At 71.8% G+C, this 18,637-nt stretch carries 17 protein-coding genes; 10 read left to right on the forward strand and 7 right to left on the reverse strand.

The window, feature by feature from the left end; all coding sequences use genetic code 11:
- Positions 1-137 precede the first annotated feature (137 nt).
- Entirely contained in the window at positions 138-551 is a 414-nt protein-coding gene (locus FHS38_RS31275) for a DUF4190 domain-containing protein (RefSeq protein WP_184739365.1), read from the reverse strand.
- Positions 552-687: 136 nt separating this feature from the next.
- On the opposite strand from FHS38_RS31275, the gene ybiA reads away from it, so the two are divergent.
- Entirely contained in the window at positions 688-1,317 is a 630-nt protein-coding gene (gene ybiA, locus FHS38_RS31280) for a riboflavin biosynthesis intermediates N-glycosidase (protein ID WP_184739513.1), read from the forward strand.
- On the opposite strand, the gene FHS38_RS31285 is transcribed toward ybiA, so the two are convergent.
- Entirely contained in the window at positions 1,260-2,063 is an 804-nt protein-coding gene (locus tag FHS38_RS31285) for a DUF4190 domain-containing protein (protein WP_184739367.1), read from the reverse strand. The genes ybiA and FHS38_RS31285 overlap by 58 nt on opposite strands.
- A 105-nt stretch (positions 2,064-2,168) precedes the next feature.
- Between FHS38_RS31285 and FHS38_RS31290 the strand changes: the two genes are divergently transcribed.
- Together FHS38_RS31290 and FHS38_RS31295 are read left to right on the forward strand one after the other, a co-directional pair.
- Entirely contained in the window at positions 2,169-3,191 is a 1,023-nt protein-coding gene (locus FHS38_RS31290) for an adenosine deaminase (RefSeq protein ID WP_184739369.1), read from the forward strand.
- 155 nt (positions 3,192-3,346) lie between these two features.
- Positions 3,347-4,093 carry a glycerophosphodiester phosphodiesterase gene (locus FHS38_RS31295; RefSeq protein WP_184739371.1) on the forward strand — a complete coding sequence of 249 codons (747 nt, stop codon included), beginning with the start codon at positions 3,347-3,349 and terminating at the stop codon, positions 4,091-4,093.
- A gap of 87 nt (positions 4,094-4,180) precedes the next feature.
- On the opposite strand, the gene FHS38_RS31300 is transcribed toward FHS38_RS31295, so the two are convergent.
- On the reverse strand, positions 4,181-5,344 hold the full coding sequence (locus tag FHS38_RS31300) for a polyamine ABC transporter substrate-binding protein (RefSeq protein ID WP_338933379.1): 1,164 nt from the start codon (positions 5,342-5,344) through the stop codon (positions 4,181-4,183).
- A 41-nt stretch (positions 5,345-5,385) separates the two neighbouring features.
- Positions 5,386-6,903, reverse strand: coding sequence for an MFS transporter (locus FHS38_RS31305; protein WP_184739375.1), 1,518 nt, complete (start codon positions 6,901-6,903; stop codon positions 5,386-5,388).
- 68 nt (positions 6,904-6,971) lie between these two features.
- On the opposite strand from FHS38_RS31305, the gene FHS38_RS31310 reads away from it, so the two are divergent.
- Entirely contained in the window at positions 6,972-7,649 is a 678-nt protein-coding gene (locus tag FHS38_RS31310) for a TetR/AcrR family transcriptional regulator (RefSeq protein ID WP_184739377.1), read from the forward strand.
- 93 nt (positions 7,650-7,742) lie between these two features.
- On the opposite strand, the gene FHS38_RS31315 is transcribed toward FHS38_RS31310, so the two are convergent.
- Positions 7,743-9,194 (reverse strand): gamma-aminobutyraldehyde dehydrogenase, encoded by a 1,452-nt coding sequence (locus tag FHS38_RS31315; RefSeq protein WP_184739379.1) that lies wholly within the window; start codon positions 9,192-9,194, stop codon positions 7,743-7,745.
- 177 nt (positions 9,195-9,371) lie between these two features.
- Here FHS38_RS31315 and FHS38_RS31320 point away from each other — a divergent pair, with 177 nt between their 5' ends.
- The 6 genes from FHS38_RS31320 (at position 9,372) to FHS38_RS31345 (ending at position 15,858) form a co-directional block, all read left to right on the forward strand.
- A complete protein-coding gene (locus FHS38_RS31320) occupies positions 9,372-9,860 on the forward strand; it encodes an Lrp/AsnC family transcriptional regulator (RefSeq protein ID WP_184739381.1) in 489 nt (162 codons plus the stop codon).
- Positions 9,845-11,224: an aspartate aminotransferase family protein gene (locus FHS38_RS31325; RefSeq protein WP_184739383.1), complete on the forward strand. Its 1,380-nt coding sequence runs from the start codon at positions 9,845-9,847 to the stop codon at positions 11,222-11,224. Before FHS38_RS31320 ends, FHS38_RS31325 begins: the two co-directional genes overlap by 16 nt.
- A gap of 390 nt (positions 11,225-11,614) precedes the next feature.
- Positions 11,615-12,352, forward strand: a complete 738-nt coding sequence (locus FHS38_RS31330; protein ID WP_184739385.1) for an ABC transporter ATP-binding protein — start codon at positions 11,615-11,617, stop codon at positions 12,350-12,352.
- On the forward strand, positions 12,334-13,536 hold the full coding sequence (locus tag FHS38_RS31335; protein ID WP_184739387.1) for a hypothetical protein: 1,203 nt from the start codon (positions 12,334-12,336) through the stop codon (positions 13,534-13,536). Before FHS38_RS31330 ends, FHS38_RS31335 begins: the two co-directional genes overlap by 19 nt.
- A gap of 94 nt (positions 13,537-13,630) precedes the next feature.
- Positions 13,631-14,779 (forward strand): LOG family protein, encoded by a 1,149-nt coding sequence (locus tag FHS38_RS31340; protein ID WP_184739389.1) that lies wholly within the window; start codon positions 13,631-13,633, stop codon positions 14,777-14,779.
- A 143-nt stretch (positions 14,780-14,922) separates the two neighbouring features.
- Positions 14,923-15,858 carry a DMT family transporter gene (locus FHS38_RS31345; RefSeq protein WP_184739391.1) on the forward strand — a complete coding sequence of 312 codons (936 nt, stop codon included), beginning with the start codon at positions 14,923-14,925 and terminating at the stop codon, positions 15,856-15,858.
- Between the two features lie 75 nt (positions 15,859-15,933).
- Here the strand turns inward: FHS38_RS31345 and FHS38_RS31350 are convergent, their stop codons facing one another.
- Positions 15,934-16,995: an ABC transporter ATP-binding protein gene (locus tag FHS38_RS31350; protein WP_184739393.1), complete on the reverse strand. Its 1,062-nt coding sequence runs from the start codon at positions 16,993-16,995 to the stop codon at positions 15,934-15,936.
- The gene (locus tag FHS38_RS31355; RefSeq protein ID WP_229822832.1) at positions 16,996-18,609 is read right to left on the reverse strand and encodes an ABC transporter permease; all 1,614 of its coding nucleotides are present in this window, start codon (positions 18,607-18,609) and stop codon (positions 16,996-16,998) included.
- Between the last annotated feature and the right edge of the window lie 28 nt (positions 18,610-18,637).

Here is an 18,637-nt window from a genome sequence, read left to right on the forward strand (position 1 = left end):
CACTCCTCCGCCGACCGCGATGACCTGGGACGGGCGTAGCTCCAACCGGTATCGAGTGTCGATCCTGGCAGAGGCTCCGGCTCACAACAAGGGATTCCGTCGCGGTGTTTTGGATTCGCGACGGAATCAGTGTGTACCTAGGAGCTCAGGGGCCCGAGGTCGCGGAGGAGGGTCGTGGCCAGCGCGAACCACAGGAGCGGGAGGACCAGGGCGGTGATGCCGAGCACGATGCCGGCGGTGGCGGCACCGCGGTTGTCCGCCTCACCGTTCGTCACCCTGGACCGGCCGACTCCGCCGAAAACGATCGCCAGCACACCGAGGACGAAGGCGAAGAACCACAGCACGAAGGTCAGACCGCACACCGCGCCGATGATGCCGCACACCATGCCCGCGGTGCCCAGGCCGTTGCGCGGCTGCATCGGCATCGCGTATCCGGGGTGGCCACCGGGCTGCCCGTAGGGCTGGAGCGGGGGTGCCACCGGGTAACCGTGACCCTGGGGCGCGGGCGGCGGCTGGGGCCCGGAATAGGGGTTCTGCTGATAACCGGACATGGCGGGCTCCTCCGTGAAATGACTTCGGACAATGCTATGGCCAGAGATCACCCGGGGTCGGCCACGGTCCGCTGTCGGTACCCGATGACAGAATGGCGACGTGAACGACAACGGGGGCAACAGCGTGAGGAACAGCATGGGGAACGGGTCCGTCCCGGCGCCCGAGGGGGTTGCCGACGGTCCGCGTTCGGTCGCGGAATTGCAGGCGGCGCTCGCCCGTGGAGAGCGCGTCAAGTACGTGCATTTCTGGGGCCATCGACCGCGCCGGGACGGCAGTGTGGGGCCCGGTTGCTTCAGTCAGTGGTGGGAGTCGCCGTTCTCGGTGGACGGCGTCGTCTATGCCACGGCCGAGCACTGGATGATGGCGGGCAAGGCCCGGCTCTTCGGTGACGCGGAGGCGGAGGCGCGGGTGCTGGCGGCAGGTCACCCCAAGCAGGCCAAGGACGCGGGCCGTTCGGTGCGCGGATTCGACGAGGCCGAATGGCGGCGGCACCGCTACGCGCTGGTGGTCGAGGGAAACGTCCACAAATTCGCCCAGCACCCGGAATTGAGCGCCTATCTGCTCGGCACCGGGGACCGGGTATTGGTGGAGGCCAGCCCCCTGGACCGGATCTGGGGCATCGGGCTGGCCGCCGACGACGAGCGGGCGCAGGACCCGGACCGGTGGCTCGGGGAGAATCTGCTGGGCTTCGCGCTGATGGAGGCCCGTCAGCGGCTGGCGGCCGGGAACACGAGCGAGGCGGGTCCGGGCGGCGCGGGCAGGTAGGCGCCGTAGGTGGCATCGGGGTCGTCGGGGGCGTACCGGGTGTCGTCCCGCTCGTCGACGTTGATGTAGACGACGACCATCAAGGCGGTGGCGACGAGCGCGGCACCCCCGAGGATCAACCCCGCGAGGGCCTGGCCGGAGTTGGTCGCCTCCCCGGTGCGCACCTTGCCGCGCCCTATCGCGCCGAAGACGATCGCGAGCACCCCGCATATGAAGCTGATCACCAGGGTCCAGCACAGGACCGTGCCGATGATGCCGAGCACGAGGGCGGCGACGCCGAGGCCGTTGTTGGGCGTCATCCGGGGTGTTTGCCAGCCCTGCCCGTAGACGGCGGCCGGCGGATAGCCGTAGTCGCCCTGTCCGTACGGGGGTTGGCCGTACGGCGGCTGCCCGTAAGGGGGCTGTTGACCGTAAGTCTGCACGGGCGACTGCGGGTAGCCGGGCGGGGCGTACGGGGCCTGACCGTAGGGGGCGCCGCCCGGGTACGCGCTCGGTGTCCCCGGGCCGGTCGGCGCGAGCGGCACGGGAGGCACCCTGCCGGGTGTCGTCGGCCCGGCGGGGGCCGGGGCGGCGGCGGGCATGGCTGCCTGGGTGGGCTGCGGCAAGGGGGCCGGGGCGGGTGCGGCGGCGGGCGCCGACGGCTCCCGGGCGGACCGGGATCCGGGCTTCTCCAGCGACACACTGTGCTCCGGCGGAGCCCAGGGGTTTGTGTCCTGCTGCTCCGGCTGTGCGTCCTTGTCGGACATGACCCTCCCCTGTCGTTATCCCGTCATGCTAAGGCCTGGGCACGGCGGTGACGCCCGCCCCGCATACGATGATCGGCACCTACCGAACCGCCATGGAGGCCGCGCATGTCCGTACTCGAACCGTTCATCGCCGGGCTTCCGAAGGCCGAGCTGCATGTCCACCATGTCGGCTCCGCCTCCCCGCGCATCGTCGCCGAACTGGCGGCCCGCCACCCGGACTCGCCGGTGCCGACGGATCCCGAGGCCCTCGCGGACTTCTTCACCTTCCGCGACTTCGCGCATTTCATCGAGGTCTACCTGTCCGTGGTCGACCTGATCCGCGACGCGGAGGACGTGCGTCTGCTGACGTACGAGGTCGCCCGTGACATGGCCCGGCAGAACATCCGTTACGCCGAACTCACCGTCACCCCTTACAGCTCGACCCGGCGCGGCATCCCGGACCAGGCGTTCGTGGAGGCGATCGAGGACGCCCGGAAGTCCGCGGAGGCGGAGCTGGGTGTGGTGCTGCGCTGGTGCTTCGACATCCCGGGCGAGGCCGGCCTGACCTCCGCCGAGGAGACGGCCCGGATCGCCTGTGACCTGAAGCCGGAGGGCCTGGTCTCCTTCGGGCTCGGCGGCCCGGAGATCGGTGTTCCCCGGCCGCAGTTCAAGCCCTACTTCGACCGGGCCATCGCCGCCGGGCTGCACAGCGTCCCGCACGCGGGAGAGACGACGGGGCCGCAGACCATCTGGGACGCCCTCGTCGACCTGCGCGCGGAGCGCATCGGACACGGCACGAGCGCCACACAGGACCCGAAGCTGCTGGCGCATCTCGCGGAGCGGCGCATCCCGCTGGAGGTCTGCCCGACCTCGAACCTGGCCACCCGCGCGGTGGCCGACCTGGACTCCCACCCGATCAAGGAGATGGTCGCGGCGGGCGTGCTGGTCACGATCAACAGCGACGACCCGCCCATGTTCGGCACCGACCTCAACACGGAGTACGCGGTCGCCGCCCGGCTGCTGGACCTCGACGCGACCGGTGTCGCGGCCCTCGCGAAGAACGCCGTCGAGGCGTCGTTCATGGACACCGCGGGCAAGGCGGCGCTGACCAAGGAGATCGACGCCTACACCGCGCTCTGGCGAGGCTGACGGGGCGCGGCGGGCAGGACGGGCAGGACTGCCGGCGGGACGGGCAGGACTGCCGGATCGGGGTGGGGGCGGGTCGGGGGCCAAGGGCGGGCACAGAGGCAGGGCCAGCGTGCCGAACCGCCCCGCCCTGACCCGGCTCCCGCCACAATGACCTCATGGTCATCACGGACACCAAGGACACCGGCGCCAGGGGCGCCGACGCCACGGACGCGGGCGCCGTACCGGCCGCCACCGCGTTCACCGCCGTCGCCCACCGCGGCGATCCGTACGTCCATCGCGAGAACACCCTCCCCTCGATCCGTTCGGCGATGCGGGCCGGGGCCGGGGCGGTGGAGATCGACGTCCGGCTGACCCGCGACGGTGTGCCCGTGCTGCTGCACGACGCGGACCTGTGGCGCCTGTGGCGCCACGACGTGCTCCTCTCCGCGATCTCGGCCGCCGAACTGCGCGAGCTGACCGACGGCGAAGTGCCGACCCTGCGCGAGGCGCTCGCCGAGCCGGGCACCGGGCGACTGTTCATCGACCTGCCGGACGTCTCGGCCACCACCGAGACCGTCGCCGAGGTGCACGCGAGCGGTGCCGCCGACCGTGTGTACTACTGCGGCGGCCCGGCCTCGATGCTCGCTGTCCGCCGCGCGGACGCGGAGGCGGAGACCGCGCTCTCCTGGACCACCGTCGTCCCGCCCCGCGCGACACTGCTCGCCGAGCTGCGTCCGCGCTGGCTCAACTACCGCTTCGGGCTGGTGAGCCCGGAGCTGGTCGCCCGCAACCACGCCGACGGGCTGCTGGTCTCGGCGTGGACGGCGGACACCCGCTTCACCATGCGGCGGCTGCTGGCAGCGGGCGTGGACTCGATCACCACGAACCGCATCGACGCCCTGCGCTCGCTGATGCCCGGCTGAGACATCGGGGCAACGGCTGCCCCCTCGGCCCCACGGGCCGGGGCGTCACGGCCCCGGCCTCAGGGACCCGACGTCACGGACTCGGCGTCACAGGCCGACGATCTCGTTCCACTCCTTGGCGAAGCCGGGGCGCTCCTTGGAGGTCATGTCGCGTGCGGTGGCGAGGTGCTTGCGCATGTCGTCGCTGGGGAAGATCAAGGGGTTCTCGGCCAGCTCCGCGAGCTCCTTGTCCTTCGAGGAGGCGAGGACCTCCCGCGCGGCCGGTACGGGACAGACGTAGTTGACCGCGGCGGCCAGCCGCGCGGCGACGTCGGGCCGGTAGTAGTAGTCGACGAGCTGTTCCGCGTTGCGCTTGTGGCGGGCGAGGTTGGGGATCATCAGGCTCTCGGCCCACAGCTCCGCGCCCTCCTCCGGGACGACGAACTCGATGTCGGGGTTGTCGGCCTGGAGCTGGATGACATCACCGGAATACGCCTGGCAGGCCAGGACGTCACCGGAGGAGAGGTCCTTGATGTAGTCGTTGCCGGTGAAGCGGCGGATGTGGCGCTTGCGGACGAGACGGCGCAGCTGATCGGTCATGGTGTGGAAGTCGTCGGCGGTCCAGCGGGTGACGTCGGCGCCGTTCCCCTGCATGAGCAAGCAGAACGCCTCGTCCAGCCCGGCCAGCAGGGTGACCCGGCCGCGCAGGTCGTCCTTCCACAGCTCCGAGGTGTGCCGGATCTCGCGGCCGAGCTTCTTGCGGTTGTAGGCGATGCCGGTGATGCCGGACTGCCAGGGGACGGCGTGCTTGCGCCCCGGGTCGAAGGGGGGCTTGCGCAGCAGGGGGTCGAGGTGACGGGTGACGTTCGGCTGCCGGGAGCGGTCCATCTCCTGCACCCATCCCAGGTGGACGTAGCGCGCGCACATCCAGTCGCTGACCACGACGAGGTCCCGGCCGGTGTCCTGATGGTTCATCAGGGCCGGGCTGACCTTCCCGAAGAACTCGTCGTTGTCGTTGATCTCCTCGGTGTACTTCACCGACACACCGCTGGCCTTCTCGAACTCCGCGAGCGTCGGCCGGACCTCCGCGTCCTCCTCGTCGGTGTCGATGTAGAGCGGCCAGTTGGCGAAGACGAGCCGTTTGTCGCTGCCGGAGCGATCCGCCGCGGCCCGGTCCCCCGGGCGCACGTACGCGGCCGGCACCCCGCATCCGGCGAGAGCGGCGCCCCCGGCACCGGCGCCCAGAGTGCGCAGCAGGGACCGGCGGGTCAGGGACTTCACGGGGCTCACTCGCATTCCGGCAGGATGGCTGGTCAGATCTTCGCGGACAAGATACGGCCTGTCCGGGAGACGCCCTCGGCGCCCGGCACGCTGCCGGGCCGGGCGGGCCGGACGAGCAGCGTGTGGACGGTGAGCGCGCTCAGAGCGCACAGGGCGGCAGCCGACCAGAGTACGAGATGCCAGGCGTCGGTGAACTGCGCGGTGTGCAGTTCCCGCCCGGGCCCGGAGAGGTCGCCCGCCGCGATCCGCCCGGCCAGCTCGGCCGAGCCCGTGCGGGCCTGGACGAGGCTGGTCAGCACCGCGCCGATCACAGCCAGGACGAGTGCGTTGCCCCCGCCCTTGACGGTGTTGAGGAACCCCGTCGCCATGCCGACCCGGGCCGGCTCCACCAGGCTCATCGCCTGGGCGTCGATGATACCGAGGACGAGGCCGTTGCCGACGCCCAAGCACAGCAGCGGGCCGAGCAGCGCGAGGGGGGCTATGCCGGGGTGCAGCACGGTCAGCCAGGCGTTCCCGCAGGCGAGCAGCAGCAGGGCGACGCCGGCGAGGTGGCGCGCGGGGATCCCGCGGTTGACCAGCCGCCCGCCGATCGCGGGCAGGAACAGGACGGGCGCCGTCAGCATCAGCATGGTCAGCCCCGCGTCCCGGGCGGAGACCCCGTTCACACCCTGGAGGTAGGTCGGCAGGAAGACCAGGACGCCGGAGGAACCGACGGGGACGGTCAGGGCGGCCAGGCACCACCCCATGAAGCGGCGGTCGCGGAGCAGCGTCAGATCGAGGACCGGGTGGTCGCTGCGGCGCTCGACGCCCACGAACACCACCAGCAGCGCGAGGCCGGCGGCGACCGGGCCGAGCACCCGCCAGCTCCCCCAGCCGGCTTGCGCACCCTGCGTGATGCCGAACATCAGCAGGGCGAGGCCGCTGATGAAGGTCGCCACGCCGGGCCGGTCGACCTTCGGCCGGCGGTCGGCCCGGGACTCGGTCACGAAGGCGGCGCCCGCGAGCATGACCAGGCCGATCCCGGCGAAGAGGCCGAAGGTGACCCGCCAGCCGAGTCCGCCGACCAGCCAGCCCGACAGCGTCGGACCGATGGCGAGGCCGACTCCGGCCACGGTGCCCATCGCGGCGAATGCCCGCGTTCTGGCCGCGCCCTGGAAGGTGCTCGCCAGCAGCGCGCCACCGCCGGCCATGACGCCGGCCGCGCCGACGCCGGAGAGGGTGCGGGCCACGTCCAGCAGGGCGATGTCGCTCGCGACCGCGCTGCCCAGGGCCCCGGCCGTGTAGACCGCGGCGCCGGTGGCGAATATCCGGCGCCGGCCGAAGAGGTCGGCGAGCGAGCCGGAGACGAGCATGAAGGAGGAGGCGGTCAGGAAATAACCGGTCACGACCCACTGCAGGGCCGCCCCGGAGGCGTGCAGGTCGTCGCCGATGCGCGGGATGGCGACGGTGGTGCCGGACATGGACATGGGCAGCGTGAGGAAACCCAGCAGGACCACGAGCGCCGTCATGACGGGACCGGGCCGCCGGGTCCGCGAGGACTCGGAAGGCATACAGGTAAACTACACCGTGCAGTGCAACAGGTAAACCGAACAGTGCAATTTTTTGGAGGGGAGCGGCGATGCCCGCAGCACAGGAGCCGACGGACCGAGGACCGGCGGCCGGGCGCCCGCGCCGCGGCCTGGCGGAGAAGCGTCAGTCGATCACCCGGGCGGCCCGCACGGTGTTCGCGCGCGACGGCTTCACCCGGGCGAGCGTGGACGCCATCGCGGCGGAGGCCGGGGTGTCCAAGCGCACGATCTACAACCACTTCACGGACAAGGAGGAGCTGTTCCGCTCCGTCCTCATCGAGAGCGCCGGCTCCGTCGCCACCTGGCACCGGGAGGTGCTGAGCCGCCACCTCGACAAGATCACCGATCTGGAGCGGGACCTCACCGCCTTCGGGCTCGCCTGGGCCTCGCCGCCGCGGGAGTTCGCGGACCACTTCGCGCTCGTGCGCCAGATCCACGCGGAGGCGGGCCATCTGCCCCCGGACGTCATCGAGGCCTGGCAGGAGACGGGCCCCCGGGCGGCGTTCCGTCAGCTGTCCCACCGCCTGGGCGAGCTGGCCGACGAGGGGCTGCTCGATGTCGACGACACGGATCTCGCGGCGCGCCACTTCGCCCTGCTGGCCGTCTCGGACGTCAGCCAGGGATCGCTCTTCGGCGCCCTGGAGATGCCCGAGTCCGAGGTCAACTCCATCGTGGCCACCGGCGTCCACACGTTCCTGCGGCTGTACGGGCCGGGCGGCACGGCCTGAGGCGTGAAACGACGACGGCCCCACCGGAGATCCGGTGGGGCCACCGCCCGCCGCGCCCTGGGGCGCGGCGGGCGACGTGCTGACGGGCGGATGTCAGTCGAGCGACGTCATCACGTGCTTGACGCGGGTGTAGTCCTCGAAGCCGTAGGCGGAGAGGTCCTTGCCGTAGCCGGACTTCTTGAAGCCGCCGTGCGGCATCTCGGCGACCAGCGGGATGTGGGTGTTGATCCACACACAGCCGAAGTCGAGCTTCTTGGACATCCGCATGGCGCGCCCGTGGTCCTTGGTCCACACCGACGAGGCCAGCGCGAACTCGACGCCGTTGGCGTACGCGACGGCCTGCGCCTCGTCCGTGAAGGGCTGCACGGTGATGACCGGACCGAAGACCTCGTGCTGGACGATCTCGTCGTCCTGCTTGAGCCCGGAGACGACGGTCGGGGCGTAGAAGTAGCCCTTCTCGCCGACCCGGTGGCCACCGGCCTCGACCTTGGCGTGCGCGGGCAGCCGCTCGATGAAGCCGCTCACCTGCTTGAGCTGGTTGGCGTTGTTGAGCGGGCCGTACAGCACGTCCTCGTCGTCCGGCTGTCCGGTCTTGGTGTCCGTGGCGGCCTTGGCCAGCGCGGTCACGAACTCGTCGTGGATCGACTCGTGCACGAGCACCCGGGTCGCGGCCGTACAGTCCTGGCCCGCGTTGAAGTAGCCCGCGACCGCGATGTCCTCGACGGCCTTGGCGATGTCGGCGTCCTCGAAGACGACGACCGGCGCCTTGCCGCCCAGCTCCAGGTGGACGCGCTTGAGGTCCTTGGAGGCGGACTCGGCAACCTGCATGCCGGCCCGTACGGAACCGGTGATCGAGGCCATGGCGGGCACCGGGTGCTCGACCATCAGCCGACCGGTCTCACGGTCACCACAGATGACGTTGAAGACGCCCTTGGGGTGGCCGAGCTCCTCCAGCACACCGCCGATGATCTCGGCGATGAGGACGGTGGAGGCCGGGGTGGTGTCCGAGGGCTTGAGGACGACCGTGTTGCCCGCGGCGAGCGCCGGGGCGAACTTCCACACGGCCATCATCATCGGGTAGTTCCACGGCGCGACCTGGGCGCAGACACCGATCGGCTCGCGCCGGACGATGGAGGTCAGCCCCTCCATGTACTCGCCGGCGGAGCGGCCCTCCAGCAGTCGGGCGGCACCGGCGAAGAAGCGGATCTGGTCCACCATCGGCGGGATCTCTTCGCTGCGGGTGAGCCCGATCGGCTTGCCGGTGTTCTCGGACTCGGCGGCGATCAGCTCCTCCGCCCGCGCCTCGAAGGCGTCGGCGATCTTGAGGAGAACCTTCTGCCGCTCCGCGGGCACCAGGTCCCGCCAGGCCGGGAACGCCGCCTCTGCCGCGGCCATGGCCGCGTCGACGTCCGCGGCACCGGACAGCGCGGCGGTGGCGTACGCCTCGCCCGTGGTCGGGTTGACCACCTCGGTGGTGCGGCCGTCGGCGGCGTCCCGGAACTCCCCCGCGATGTAGTTGCGCAAACGGCGCAGCTCGGTGGTCACTGTGCCACCCCTCCTGTCTGATGTCCGATGGATGAGACACAGCCTAGTCACTGTGGCAACGCTTTCGACATACCCGTCTGCCATGAACAACGGATTCAGTTAAATCCCATCGCCTTCACAACGAATTTCATCGCTTCAGGGTTGCGAGACGGCCGAGTCCCATGCACAGTGGTGCCCGTGGCCACTCGTAGCGCAGATCCGAAAGGCGTGCACGGCACGCCGCCGATCGATGCCGTCTCCCTGGCGATCATCGAGCAGCTCCAGGAAGACGGGCGCCGCCCGTACGCGGCGATCGGCAAGGCCGTCGGCCTCTCCGAGGCCGCGGTCCGGCAGCGCGTGCAGAAGCTTCTCGACCAGGGCGTCATGCAGATCGTCGCCGTCACCGACCCGCTCACCGTGGGGTTCCGGCGACAGGCGATGGTCGGCATCAACGTCGAGGGCGACCTCGACCCGGTGGCCGACGCCCTGACCGCGATGGACGAGGTGGAGTACGTCGTCATGACCGCGGGCTCCTTCGATCTCCTCATCGAGATCGTCTGCGAGGACGACGACCACCTCCTGGAAATGATCAACAAGCGCATCCGGACGCTCCCGGGCGTGCGCTCCACCGAAAGCTTCGTCTACCTCAAGCTCCGCAAGCAGACCTACACATGGGGAACCCGATAGCCGTGAGCAAGGACCTCTCCCAGACGGCGTACGACCACCTGTGGATGCACTTCACCCGCATGCAGTCGTACGAGAACGCCCCCGTGCCGACCATCGTCCGCGGCGAAGGCACATACATCTTCGACGACAAGGGCAAGCGCTACCTCGACGGTCTCGCCGGGCTCTTCGTGGTCCAGGCCGGCCACGGCCGCGTCGAGCTCGCCGAGGCGGCCAACAAGCAGGCGCAGGAACTGGCCTTCTTCCCCCTGTGGAGCTACGCCCACCCCAAGGCCATCGAGCTGGCCGAGCGGCTGGCGAACTACGCCCCCGGCGACCTGAACAAGGTCTTCTTCACCACCGGCGGCGGCGAGGCCGTCGAGACCGCCTGGAAGCTGGCGAAGCAGTACCACAAGCTCACCGGCAACCACACGAAGTACAAGGTCATATCCCGGGCCGTCGCCTACCACGGCACCACCCAGGGCGCCCTGTCCATCACCGGCCTGCCGGCGCTGAAGGCCCCCTTCGAGCCGCTGGTCCCCGGTGCCCACAAGGCCCCGAACACCAATCTGTACCGCGCGCCGATCCACGCCGACGACCCCGAGGCCTTCGGCCGCTGGGCCGCCGACCAGATCGAGCAGCAGATCCTCTTCGAGGGCCCGGAAACCGTCGCGGCCGTCTTCCTGGAGCCCGTGCAGAACGCGGGCGGCTGCTTCCCGCCGCCGCCCGGCTACTTCCAGCGGGTGCGCGAGATCTGCGACCAGTACAACGTGCTGCTCGTCTCGGACGAGGTCATCTGCGCCTTCGGCCGCCTCGGCACGATGTTCGCGTGCGACAAGTTCGGCTACGTGCCGGACATCATCACCTGCGCCAAGGGCATGACGTCGGGCTACTCCCCGCTCGGCGCCACCATCGTCTCCGACCGCGTCGCCGAGCCGTTCTACAAGGGCGACGCGACGTTCCTGCACGGCTACACCTTCGGCGGCCACCCGGTCTCCGCGGCGGTCGCGCTCGCCAACCTCGACATCTTCGAGCGCGAGGGCCTCAACCAGCACGTGCTGGACAACGAGTCGGCGTTCCTGTCGACCCTGTCCAAGCTGCACGACCTGCCGATCGTCGGTGACGTCCGGGGCAACGGCTTCTTCTACGGCATCGAGCTGGTGAAGGACAAGGCCACCAAGGAGTCGTTCACCTCCGAGGAGTGCGAGCGGCTGCTCTACGGCTTCGTGTCGAAGCAGCTCTTCGAGAACGGCCTGTACTGCCGGGCCGACGACCGCGGCGACCCGGTCATCCAGCTCTCGCCGCCGCTGACCGCCGACCAGTCGACGTTCGACGAGATCGAGCAGATCGTCCGCGGCGTCCTGACCGAGGCCTGGACGAAGATCTGACCGGGCCGCAGGCCTCGCTCTGATCGGCCCCGGCGGGCAGCCCACCGGCCCGTCCTTCGACCGTGGTCCCCCGCGCGCACCCCCACACCCCACCACGCGCGCGGGGGACCACGGTTTTCCCATGTCCCCGCGCCCCCGGCGGTCCGGGACGTCCCGGCTCGCGCGCCGTCGCACCTCCGCTCGCGCGTGCCGCGCGGATGCGCTCCGACGGCCTCCGGCTCAAAAACGACCCTCCGGGATGAGCCCGACCGGAGGAAACTGGGCCGCTCCCGCGTCGAGCCTGGGCGGAGGCTAGGATCCCCGTTCCGTACGGTGCCAGTGACCCAATGGCCTCCCGGTTCGTTCACCCGGACAGGGGAACGGACCCTTCAGCGACCCGAGGTGCTCGACATGGTGGCCCCGCCGGACAACGACGTGCTCTGGGCACGCGGTCTGCATTACGCCTACAGCGGTTCCCCCGCTCTCGCCGGTGTCTCCATCGGCGTCCGCGAAGGCGAGATCCTCGCCGTCACCGGGCCGCGCGGCTCCGGGAAGTCCACACTCCTCAAGTGCCTCTCGGGTCAGCTCCTGCCCGACCCCGGCGAGGTGTGGTTCAACAGCGCGCCCGTGCACACCCTCTCCCGCGCCGCACGGGAGCGGCTGCGCCGCGAGCGGTTCGGCTGGATCGGCAGCGAACCGCACCTGCTGCCCGAGCTGACCGGCTGGGAGAACGCCGCCCTGCCGCTGCTGGCCCGCGGCATCGGCCACCGTGCCGCCAAGCGGACCGCCGGTGAGTGGCTGGAGCGCCTCGACGTCGGCGACTGCGCCCGCAAGCGCCCCAAGGCCATGCACCAGGCACAGCGCCAGCGGATCGCCATCGCCCGGGCCCTGGCGGGCGAGCCGACCGTGGTCTTCGCGGACGAGCCGACCGCCCCGCTGCACACCACCGACCGGGCCCAGGTGCTGCGCACCCTGACCACCGCCGCGCGCTCGCACCAGATCACGGTCGTCCTCGCCACACTCGACGACGAGAGCGCCACCCTCGCCGACCGCACGGTCACCCTGACCGACGGCCGGCGGGGCGGCGCGATCCCGGCGCCCGAGTCGCCCGGTGGAGAGGGCAGGGCCGCGTGCTCAGTCTCCGCCTAGCGCGCGGCGCGCATCCGCTCGTCCTGCTGCGCCGGCTGCTGGTCGCCGCCGCCGCGGCGGGTGTCGGCTTCCTGCTGCTGTGCACCCTCGGGCACGCGGTGGCCCACCCGAAGGAGGCCGAGGGCTCGGTCGTACGGCTCCTTTGGTGCGTGGTGCCGCTGGCGGCCGTGGTGCAGTTCGCCGTCGCCGTCGCCCGCACGGACGGCACCACCCGTCCCCGGGAGGGCATGGACGCGGTCGGACTCGGACCCGTGGCGCTCTCGCTGTTGGCCGCCGTCTCGACGGCGTTGTCCTGCGCGGTCGGCAGCTGCGCCGCGCTGTTCATCTACCTCGAGCTCCGCGGCAATCTCCACCTGACGTCGCTGGGCGGCTCCGCGACCAAGCTGCTGGACGGGGGCCGGCCGCTGCCCTGGGCCGCGGTCCTGACCCTGCTGTCCCTGCTGCCGGTGCTGGCCGCCGCCGCGTGCGCGATCATGCTGCGCCCCGGGGAGCGGTCCCCGGAGGACCCCCGGGCCGACGACACCGCACCCGCCGTCAAGGCCCCCGAGCCCAAGCGCACCTACAGCGGCCTGCCCTGGGGTGTCGCCGTGATCGCGACCGGTCTCGCCCTGGAGTCCTACGCGAGTGACGGGTCGGCACCCCCCGCCGAAGCGCTGCTGAATCTGCCCGGCCGGGTCGGCGGAGCCTCCCCCGGTCTCGTCGGCGGTTGGCTGCTCGCGTGCTTCGGCCTCTGTCTGGCCGGACCGGGGCTGACCCACTGGTGCGGGGTGCTGCTGTCGGCCGGCCGGCCCGGACCCGTACGGCTGCTGGCCGGGCGCATACTGCAGGATGCGGCGCCACGGCTCGGCCGTCCGCTCGGTGTGCTCTGCGCCGTCGCCTCGGGCACCCTGGCGGCCGTCGAGCTGTACGGCGCGGCCTGGGCACCCTCCGGTGCGGGCCCCTTCGGTCCCCTCACCGGTCTCGGCGCGGCGCTCGTCATGGCCTGTGTGACGGCCACGGCGCTCACCGCGGCCCTGGACACCCGGCAGTCCCGCACCGACACCGTGGCGACGCTGCTGCGGCTGGGCATCCCCACCTCCCTGCTGCGCAGCGCGGCAGCCGTGCGGACCTGCGCGCTGGTGGCCGTGATGGCCCCGCTGACCTGGGTGGTCGGGGAGTTGGCGGTCATGCCGCTGACCCGGTGAAGGCGGAGCCGCTGCGAAGGGCGGGCCGTCGTCGCGACGTCCCGCCCGGGGCGAAGGCCGCAAGGGGCCCACGGCCAGGACCTAGCATGGCCGGATGCAGCCGAATGCCCCTGTCCCCGCTGGTTCCCCCGTCGGTTCCCCTCCGGGGTCCGGCCGCGAGATCGAGAGCCTGGAGGAGTTCGACCGGGTCGTCACCTCGGGTTCGCTCGGCGGATACCGCGTGCAGTCCGTCGATCTGACGGCCCGTACGGCCGAGCTGGCGGCCGTCGACACCATGGAGGCCGTGTTCCTCGGGTGCCCGATGGAACCGGAGGCGGCCGCGAAGGTGCGGGCCGGGGGTGCGCTGGTCTTCCCGCCGGTGCCCTTCCTTCCGTTCAACCCCTACCGGGCCGCGCTGTATCGCCCGGAGGAGTTGTTCGAGGGCTTGGAGAAGGGCTACGAGAACACCCCGGACGCCCTCGCGTACGCGTGGTTCGAGAGGACCAAGTCGGACGGCGACATATTCGCCTCCATGCTGCGGAGCATCCACGACGACGCCGTGTCCGACGCGTTGGACGAGCTGCTGGCCGGGCGGCGCGTGGTGGGCGTCATGGGCGGTCACGCCCTGGAGCGCGGCTCCGCCGGGTACGCCGGGGCGGCCCGGCTGGGCCGGGCGCTGGCCCGCGACGGCCTGACCGTCGCCACCGGCGGCGGGCCGGGTGCCATGGAGGCCGCGAACCTCGGCGCGTACGCCGCGCCCCTCGCGGACACGATGCTGGACGAGGCCCTGGCGCTGCTGGCCGGCGTCCCGCACTTCACGCCCTCGGTCGCCGAATGGGCGGCCGCCGCGTTCGCCGTGCGCTCGGCCTTCCCCGGCGGCGGGTCCTCGGTGGGCATCCCCACCTGGTTCTACGGACACGAGCCGCCGAACGCCTTCGCCTCGCACATCGCGAAGTACTTCGCGAACGCCACCCGCGAGGACGGCCTGCTCGCCCGCGCCAACGCCGGGGTGGTGTTCCTGCCGGGCGCGGCGGGCACCGTGCAGGAGATCTTCGACAACGCGACGCCCAACTACTACCAGTCGCGTGGCGAGCCGACCCCGATGGTGCTCGTGAACCGCGCGCACTGGACGCGCGAGCTGCCGACCTGGCCCCTGCTGGAGGCGCTGGCGGCCGGGCGGCCGATGGCCGGGCGCATCGCGCTGGTCGATTCCGTCGACGAGGCACCCGCGGCGCTGGCACGGCTCGCGGCGGGGCCGAAGTGAGCGGCGGGGCGCGACCACCGGCGGTCCGGCACGCTCCCGCGCACAACAAGTCCTTGACTATTTCTTGACCCAAAGCAACTTCCGCGCCGAAAAGCGCGTCTGCTTCAGGAGCACGACGGTTTATCAGGCGAACGGAGCTATTGGTGATCATCGGCCTTCTGACGGCTGTCGCGGCCTCGGCCTGCTACGGCACAGGCTCGGTCCTGCAAGCCGTGGGATCGCGCAAATCGGCCCGCCGGGAGGCCGCGGCGGCCTCCACGACGGGTACGACGCAGCATGGCGGCCCCAGTCTCTCCTCCACCGCCAAGGCTGCGGTGACGTGGGAGTTCATGGTCGGTACGGTGTTGGACTTCCTCGGTTTCGGGCTCGGCGCGCTGGCCGCTCGCATGCTGCCGCTGTTCCTCTCCCAGACCGTCATCAGCGCCAACCTCGTGGTCACCGCCGTGCTGAGCATCAAGCTCCTGGGCATCCGGCTGACCAAGCCGGAGTGGCTGTCGATCGGTGTCGTCTGCTCGGCGCTGGTCCTGCTGGCGACCGCCGCGGGCCACGAGGGCAGCGGCGAGGCCGCGCGGTCCACGCACTGGTGGCTGCTGATCATCTCGCTGGTGCTGATGATCGGCGGCACGATCGCCGTCCGTCTGCTGGGCTCGAAGTCGGCGATCCTCGCCGGTCTGCTGTCCGGCCTCGGCTTCGGCGCCATCGGTGTGGGCGTGCGCATCCTCGACGGCATCGACCCGTTCGACCTGCCCACGCTGATCGCGGACCCGGCGCTCTACGCCATTCTCATATCGGGCACCATCGGCATGTACCTGCACACGGTCGCCCTGCAGATCGGCTCGGTCAACGGCGCCACGGCCGCCCTCGTCGTCGGCGAGACCGTCCTGCCCGGCCTCATCGGCGTGCTGATGCTCGGCGACACCTCCCGTGACGGCCTCGCCTGGATGGCGGTCGCGGGCTTCCTGCTGGCCGTGGCGGGCGCGGTCGCGGTCGCCTGGTACGGCGAACCGGAGGACGCGGCGGTGCCGGAGCCCGAACCCGAGGCACGGGATCTCACACCGACCCCGACGAAAACGGGCTGAGGCCCGGCCACCGTCACACGGGAGAGCCCCCTGCACCGTCCTCCGGGACGGTGCAGGGGGCTCTTTCGTTCGGGCTCAGGCGGTCGTGCCGTCCTCGGCGGGACCCAGCACCACCACGTCGTTCACGTCGAAGCCGACGCCCACGCGGGCGTCCGGCTCCGGGGCGCCCCGCAGGTCGCACGCCGCCTCCAGCTCCGGCCCGTTCGGGGGCCGCAGCAGCAGCACGACATGGTCTCCCCGGAACGTCCGGCCGCTGACCGTGCACGGCAGCCCCTCCGCCGCGGGCAGCAGCCGCACCCCCGCGGGACGTACGAGCAGCCTGCACTTCCCCTGTCGCGTCCCCGCCGGCACCGGCACGCTCCCCCACACGGTGTCGGCACGCTCACCACTGACCGTCGCCTCGACCACGTTGTCGAAGCCGAGGAAGCGGGCCACGAACTCCGACGCCGGCCGCTGCCACACCTCCAGCGGCGTCCCGGCCTGGGCGATCCGCCCGTCGCGCATCACCACCACCCGGTCGGCGAGCGCGAAGGCCTCGCCCTGGTCGTGGGTGACGGCCAGCACCGTGGTGCCCAGCCGGCCGAAGAGCTGTCGAAGCTCCACGACGAGGCGCTCGCGCAGGCTCCGGTCGAGCTGACCGAGCGGCTCGTCGAGCATCAGCAGCCGCGGCCGGGGCGCCAGCGCCCTCGCCAGGGCCACCCGCTGCTGCTCACCGCCGGACAGCGCCGCCACGGACCGTCGCTGCGCGCCCGGCAGACCCACCATGTCGAGCAGCTCCGCGACGCGACGTTCCGCCTCCGCCCGCCCGACCTTGCGCATCCGCAGCCCGAAGCCGACGTTGCCACCGACGTCCCGCTGGGGGAAGAGCTGGTGGTCCTGGAACATCAGGCCCACCCCACGCCGGTGGACGGGCACCCCGCCCTGGTCGGCGCCGGAGAGGAAGACCCGCCCGGCGTCCGCGGGCTGGAGCCCCGCGACGACCCGCAGCAGCGTGGACTTGCCGCTGCCGCTCGGCCCGAGCACACACACCGTCTCGTGCTCGGCGACCTCCAGGTCCACCGCGTCCAGGGCCGTACGCCCGCCGAAGCGGACCGTGACGTCGTCCAGGCGCAGCAGGTCCTGTCGCAGCTGGGACATCTAGAACTCTCCCGAACGGTCGGTGCGGACACGCTCCAGTACTAGCAGCGCCGCCGCGCACACCAGCATCAGGATCGTGCTCAGGGCCATGGCCTGGCCGTAGTTGAGTTCCCCGGGGCGGCCGAGCAGCCGGGCCACGGCCACCGGCAGGGTGGGGTTGTCGGGGCGGGCGATGAAGACGGTCGCCCCGAACTCGCCCAGCGACACGGCGAACGCGAACCCCGCCGCCACCGCCAGCGCCCGCCCGACCAGTGGCAGGTCCACCTCGCGCCACGCGCGCAGCGGGGACGCTCCGAGCACCGCGGCCGCCTCGCGCAGCCGCGCGTCCACCGCGCGCAGCACCGGCAGCATGATCCGGACGACGAAGGGCACGCCCACCAGGGCCTGTGCCAGCGGGACCAGGATCCAGGACGAGCGCAGATCCAGCGGCGGCTCGTCCAGGGTGATCAGGAAGCCGAAGCCGACGGTCACCGCGGAGGTGCCGAGCGGCAGCATGAGCAGGGCGTCGAAGCCCCGTACGAGCCGTCCCGCCCGCCGGGTCAGCGCGGCGGCGGCGAGCCCGCCCACCACGATGGCGATGCCGGTGGCGGCCAGCGCGTAGGCCAGGGAGTTCCCGATGGCTTCCAGCGGGGCGACGACGAAGGTGCCGCCGTTGTCGTCCGCCGAGGCCAGGGCGCGGTAGAAGGCCAGACCGTAGCCGTCGGGCCCGTCGAAGGAGCGCAGGACGAGCACGACGAGCGGCACCAGGATCAGCAGCGCCACCACGGCCAGCACGGACGCCAGGAGCGCCCACTGGGCCGGCCCCTGAGGGCGGCGGGAGGTCTGGGCGGCGTCGACCAGCTTCAGCGCGGTCTCCCGCCGCCGGACCGTCCGGGCGTGCACGCCCAGCAGGACGGCCACGGCCACGAACTGCACGAGCGTGAGCACGGCGGCCGTCGGCAGGTCGAGCAGCCGCGCGGTCTGCTGGTAGATCTCCACTTCCAAGGTGGCGTAGCGGGGGCCGCCGAGGATCTGGACCACGCCGAAGGAGGTGAAGGTGAAGAGGAAGACCATGAGGGCGGCGGCGGCCACGGCGGGCGCGAGCGCCGGCAGCGTCACCCGGCGCCAGGCGGCGAAGCGCCCGGCGCCCAGCACCCGGGCCGCCTCCTCCTGGCGGGGGTCGAGCTGTGCCCAGAGGCCGCCGACGGTCCGGACGACGACGGCGTAGTTGAAGAACACATGGGCCAGGAGGATCGCCCAGACCGTGGTGTCCAGGCGCATCCCCCACAGCTCGTCCAGCAGCCCGCCGCGTCCGAGCAGCGCCAGGAACGCCGAGCCGACCACGACCGTCGGCAGGACGAAGGGGACGGTGACCACCGCCCGCAGCAGCTGCTTGCCGGGGAAGTCGAAGCGGGCGAAGACATACGCGCCGGGAAGGGCGAGGACGAGGGTCAGGGCCGTGGAGGCGAGGGCCTGCCAGGTGGTGAACCACAGGACGTGGCCGATCCGCTCGTCGCCGAGCACCTCTCCGACGCGGGCGAACTGCCACCGCCCGCCGTCCTTGAGCCCCCGGGCCACGATGGCGGAGACCGGGTAGGCGAAGAACAGGGCGAAGAAGGCGACCGGCAGGGCCATCAGGCCGAGCCGGACCGCCGTCTGCCGG

It is taken from the genome of Streptomyces netropsis, assembly GCF_014203545.1.
GTDB lineage: Bacteria > Actinomycetota > Actinomycetes > Streptomycetales > Streptomycetaceae > Streptomyces > Streptomyces netropsis.

Bases quoted from the DNA above. Each gene is read 5' to 3' on its own strand.
- FHS38_RS31275 (WP_184739365.1), bottom strand. From the start codon at position 551: ATGTCCGGTTATCAGCAGAACCCCTATTCCGGGCCCCAGCCGCCGCCC.
- ybiA (WP_184739513.1), top strand. From the start codon at position 688: ATGGGGAACGGGTCCGTCCCGGCGCCCGAGGGGGTTGCCGACGGTCCG.
- FHS38_RS31285 (WP_184739367.1), bottom strand. From the start codon at position 2,063: ATGTCCGACAAGGACGCACAGCCGGAGCAGCAGGACACAAACCCCTGG.
- FHS38_RS31290 (WP_184739369.1), top strand. From the start codon at position 2,169: ATGTCCGTACTCGAACCGTTCATCGCCGGGCTTCCGAAGGCCGAGCTG.
- FHS38_RS31295 (WP_184739371.1), top strand. From the start codon at position 3,347: ATGGTCATCACGGACACCAAGGACACCGGCGCCAGGGGCGCCGACGCC.
- FHS38_RS31305 (WP_184739375.1), bottom strand. From the start codon at position 6,903: ATGCCTTCCGAGTCCTCGCGGACCCGGCGGCCCGGTCCCGTCATGACG.
- FHS38_RS31310 (WP_184739377.1), top strand. From the start codon at position 6,972: ATGCCCGCAGCACAGGAGCCGACGGACCGAGGACCGGCGGCCGGGCGC.
- FHS38_RS31325 (WP_184739383.1), top strand. From the start codon at position 9,845: ATGGGGAACCCGATAGCCGTGAGCAAGGACCTCTCCCAGACGGCGTAC.
- FHS38_RS31330 (WP_184739385.1), top strand. From the start codon at position 11,615: ATGGTGGCCCCGCCGGACAACGACGTGCTCTGGGCACGCGGTCTGCAT.
- FHS38_RS31340 (WP_184739389.1), top strand. From the start codon at position 13,631: ATGCAGCCGAATGCCCCTGTCCCCGCTGGTTCCCCCGTCGGTTCCCCT.
- FHS38_RS31350 (WP_184739393.1), bottom strand. From the start codon at position 16,995: ATGTCCCAGCTGCGACAGGACCTGCTGCGCCTGGACGACGTCACGGTC.
- FHS38_RS31355 (WP_229822832.1), bottom strand. From the start codon at position 18,609: ATGGCCCTGCCGGTCGCCTTCTTCGCCCTGTTCTTCGCCTACCCGGTC.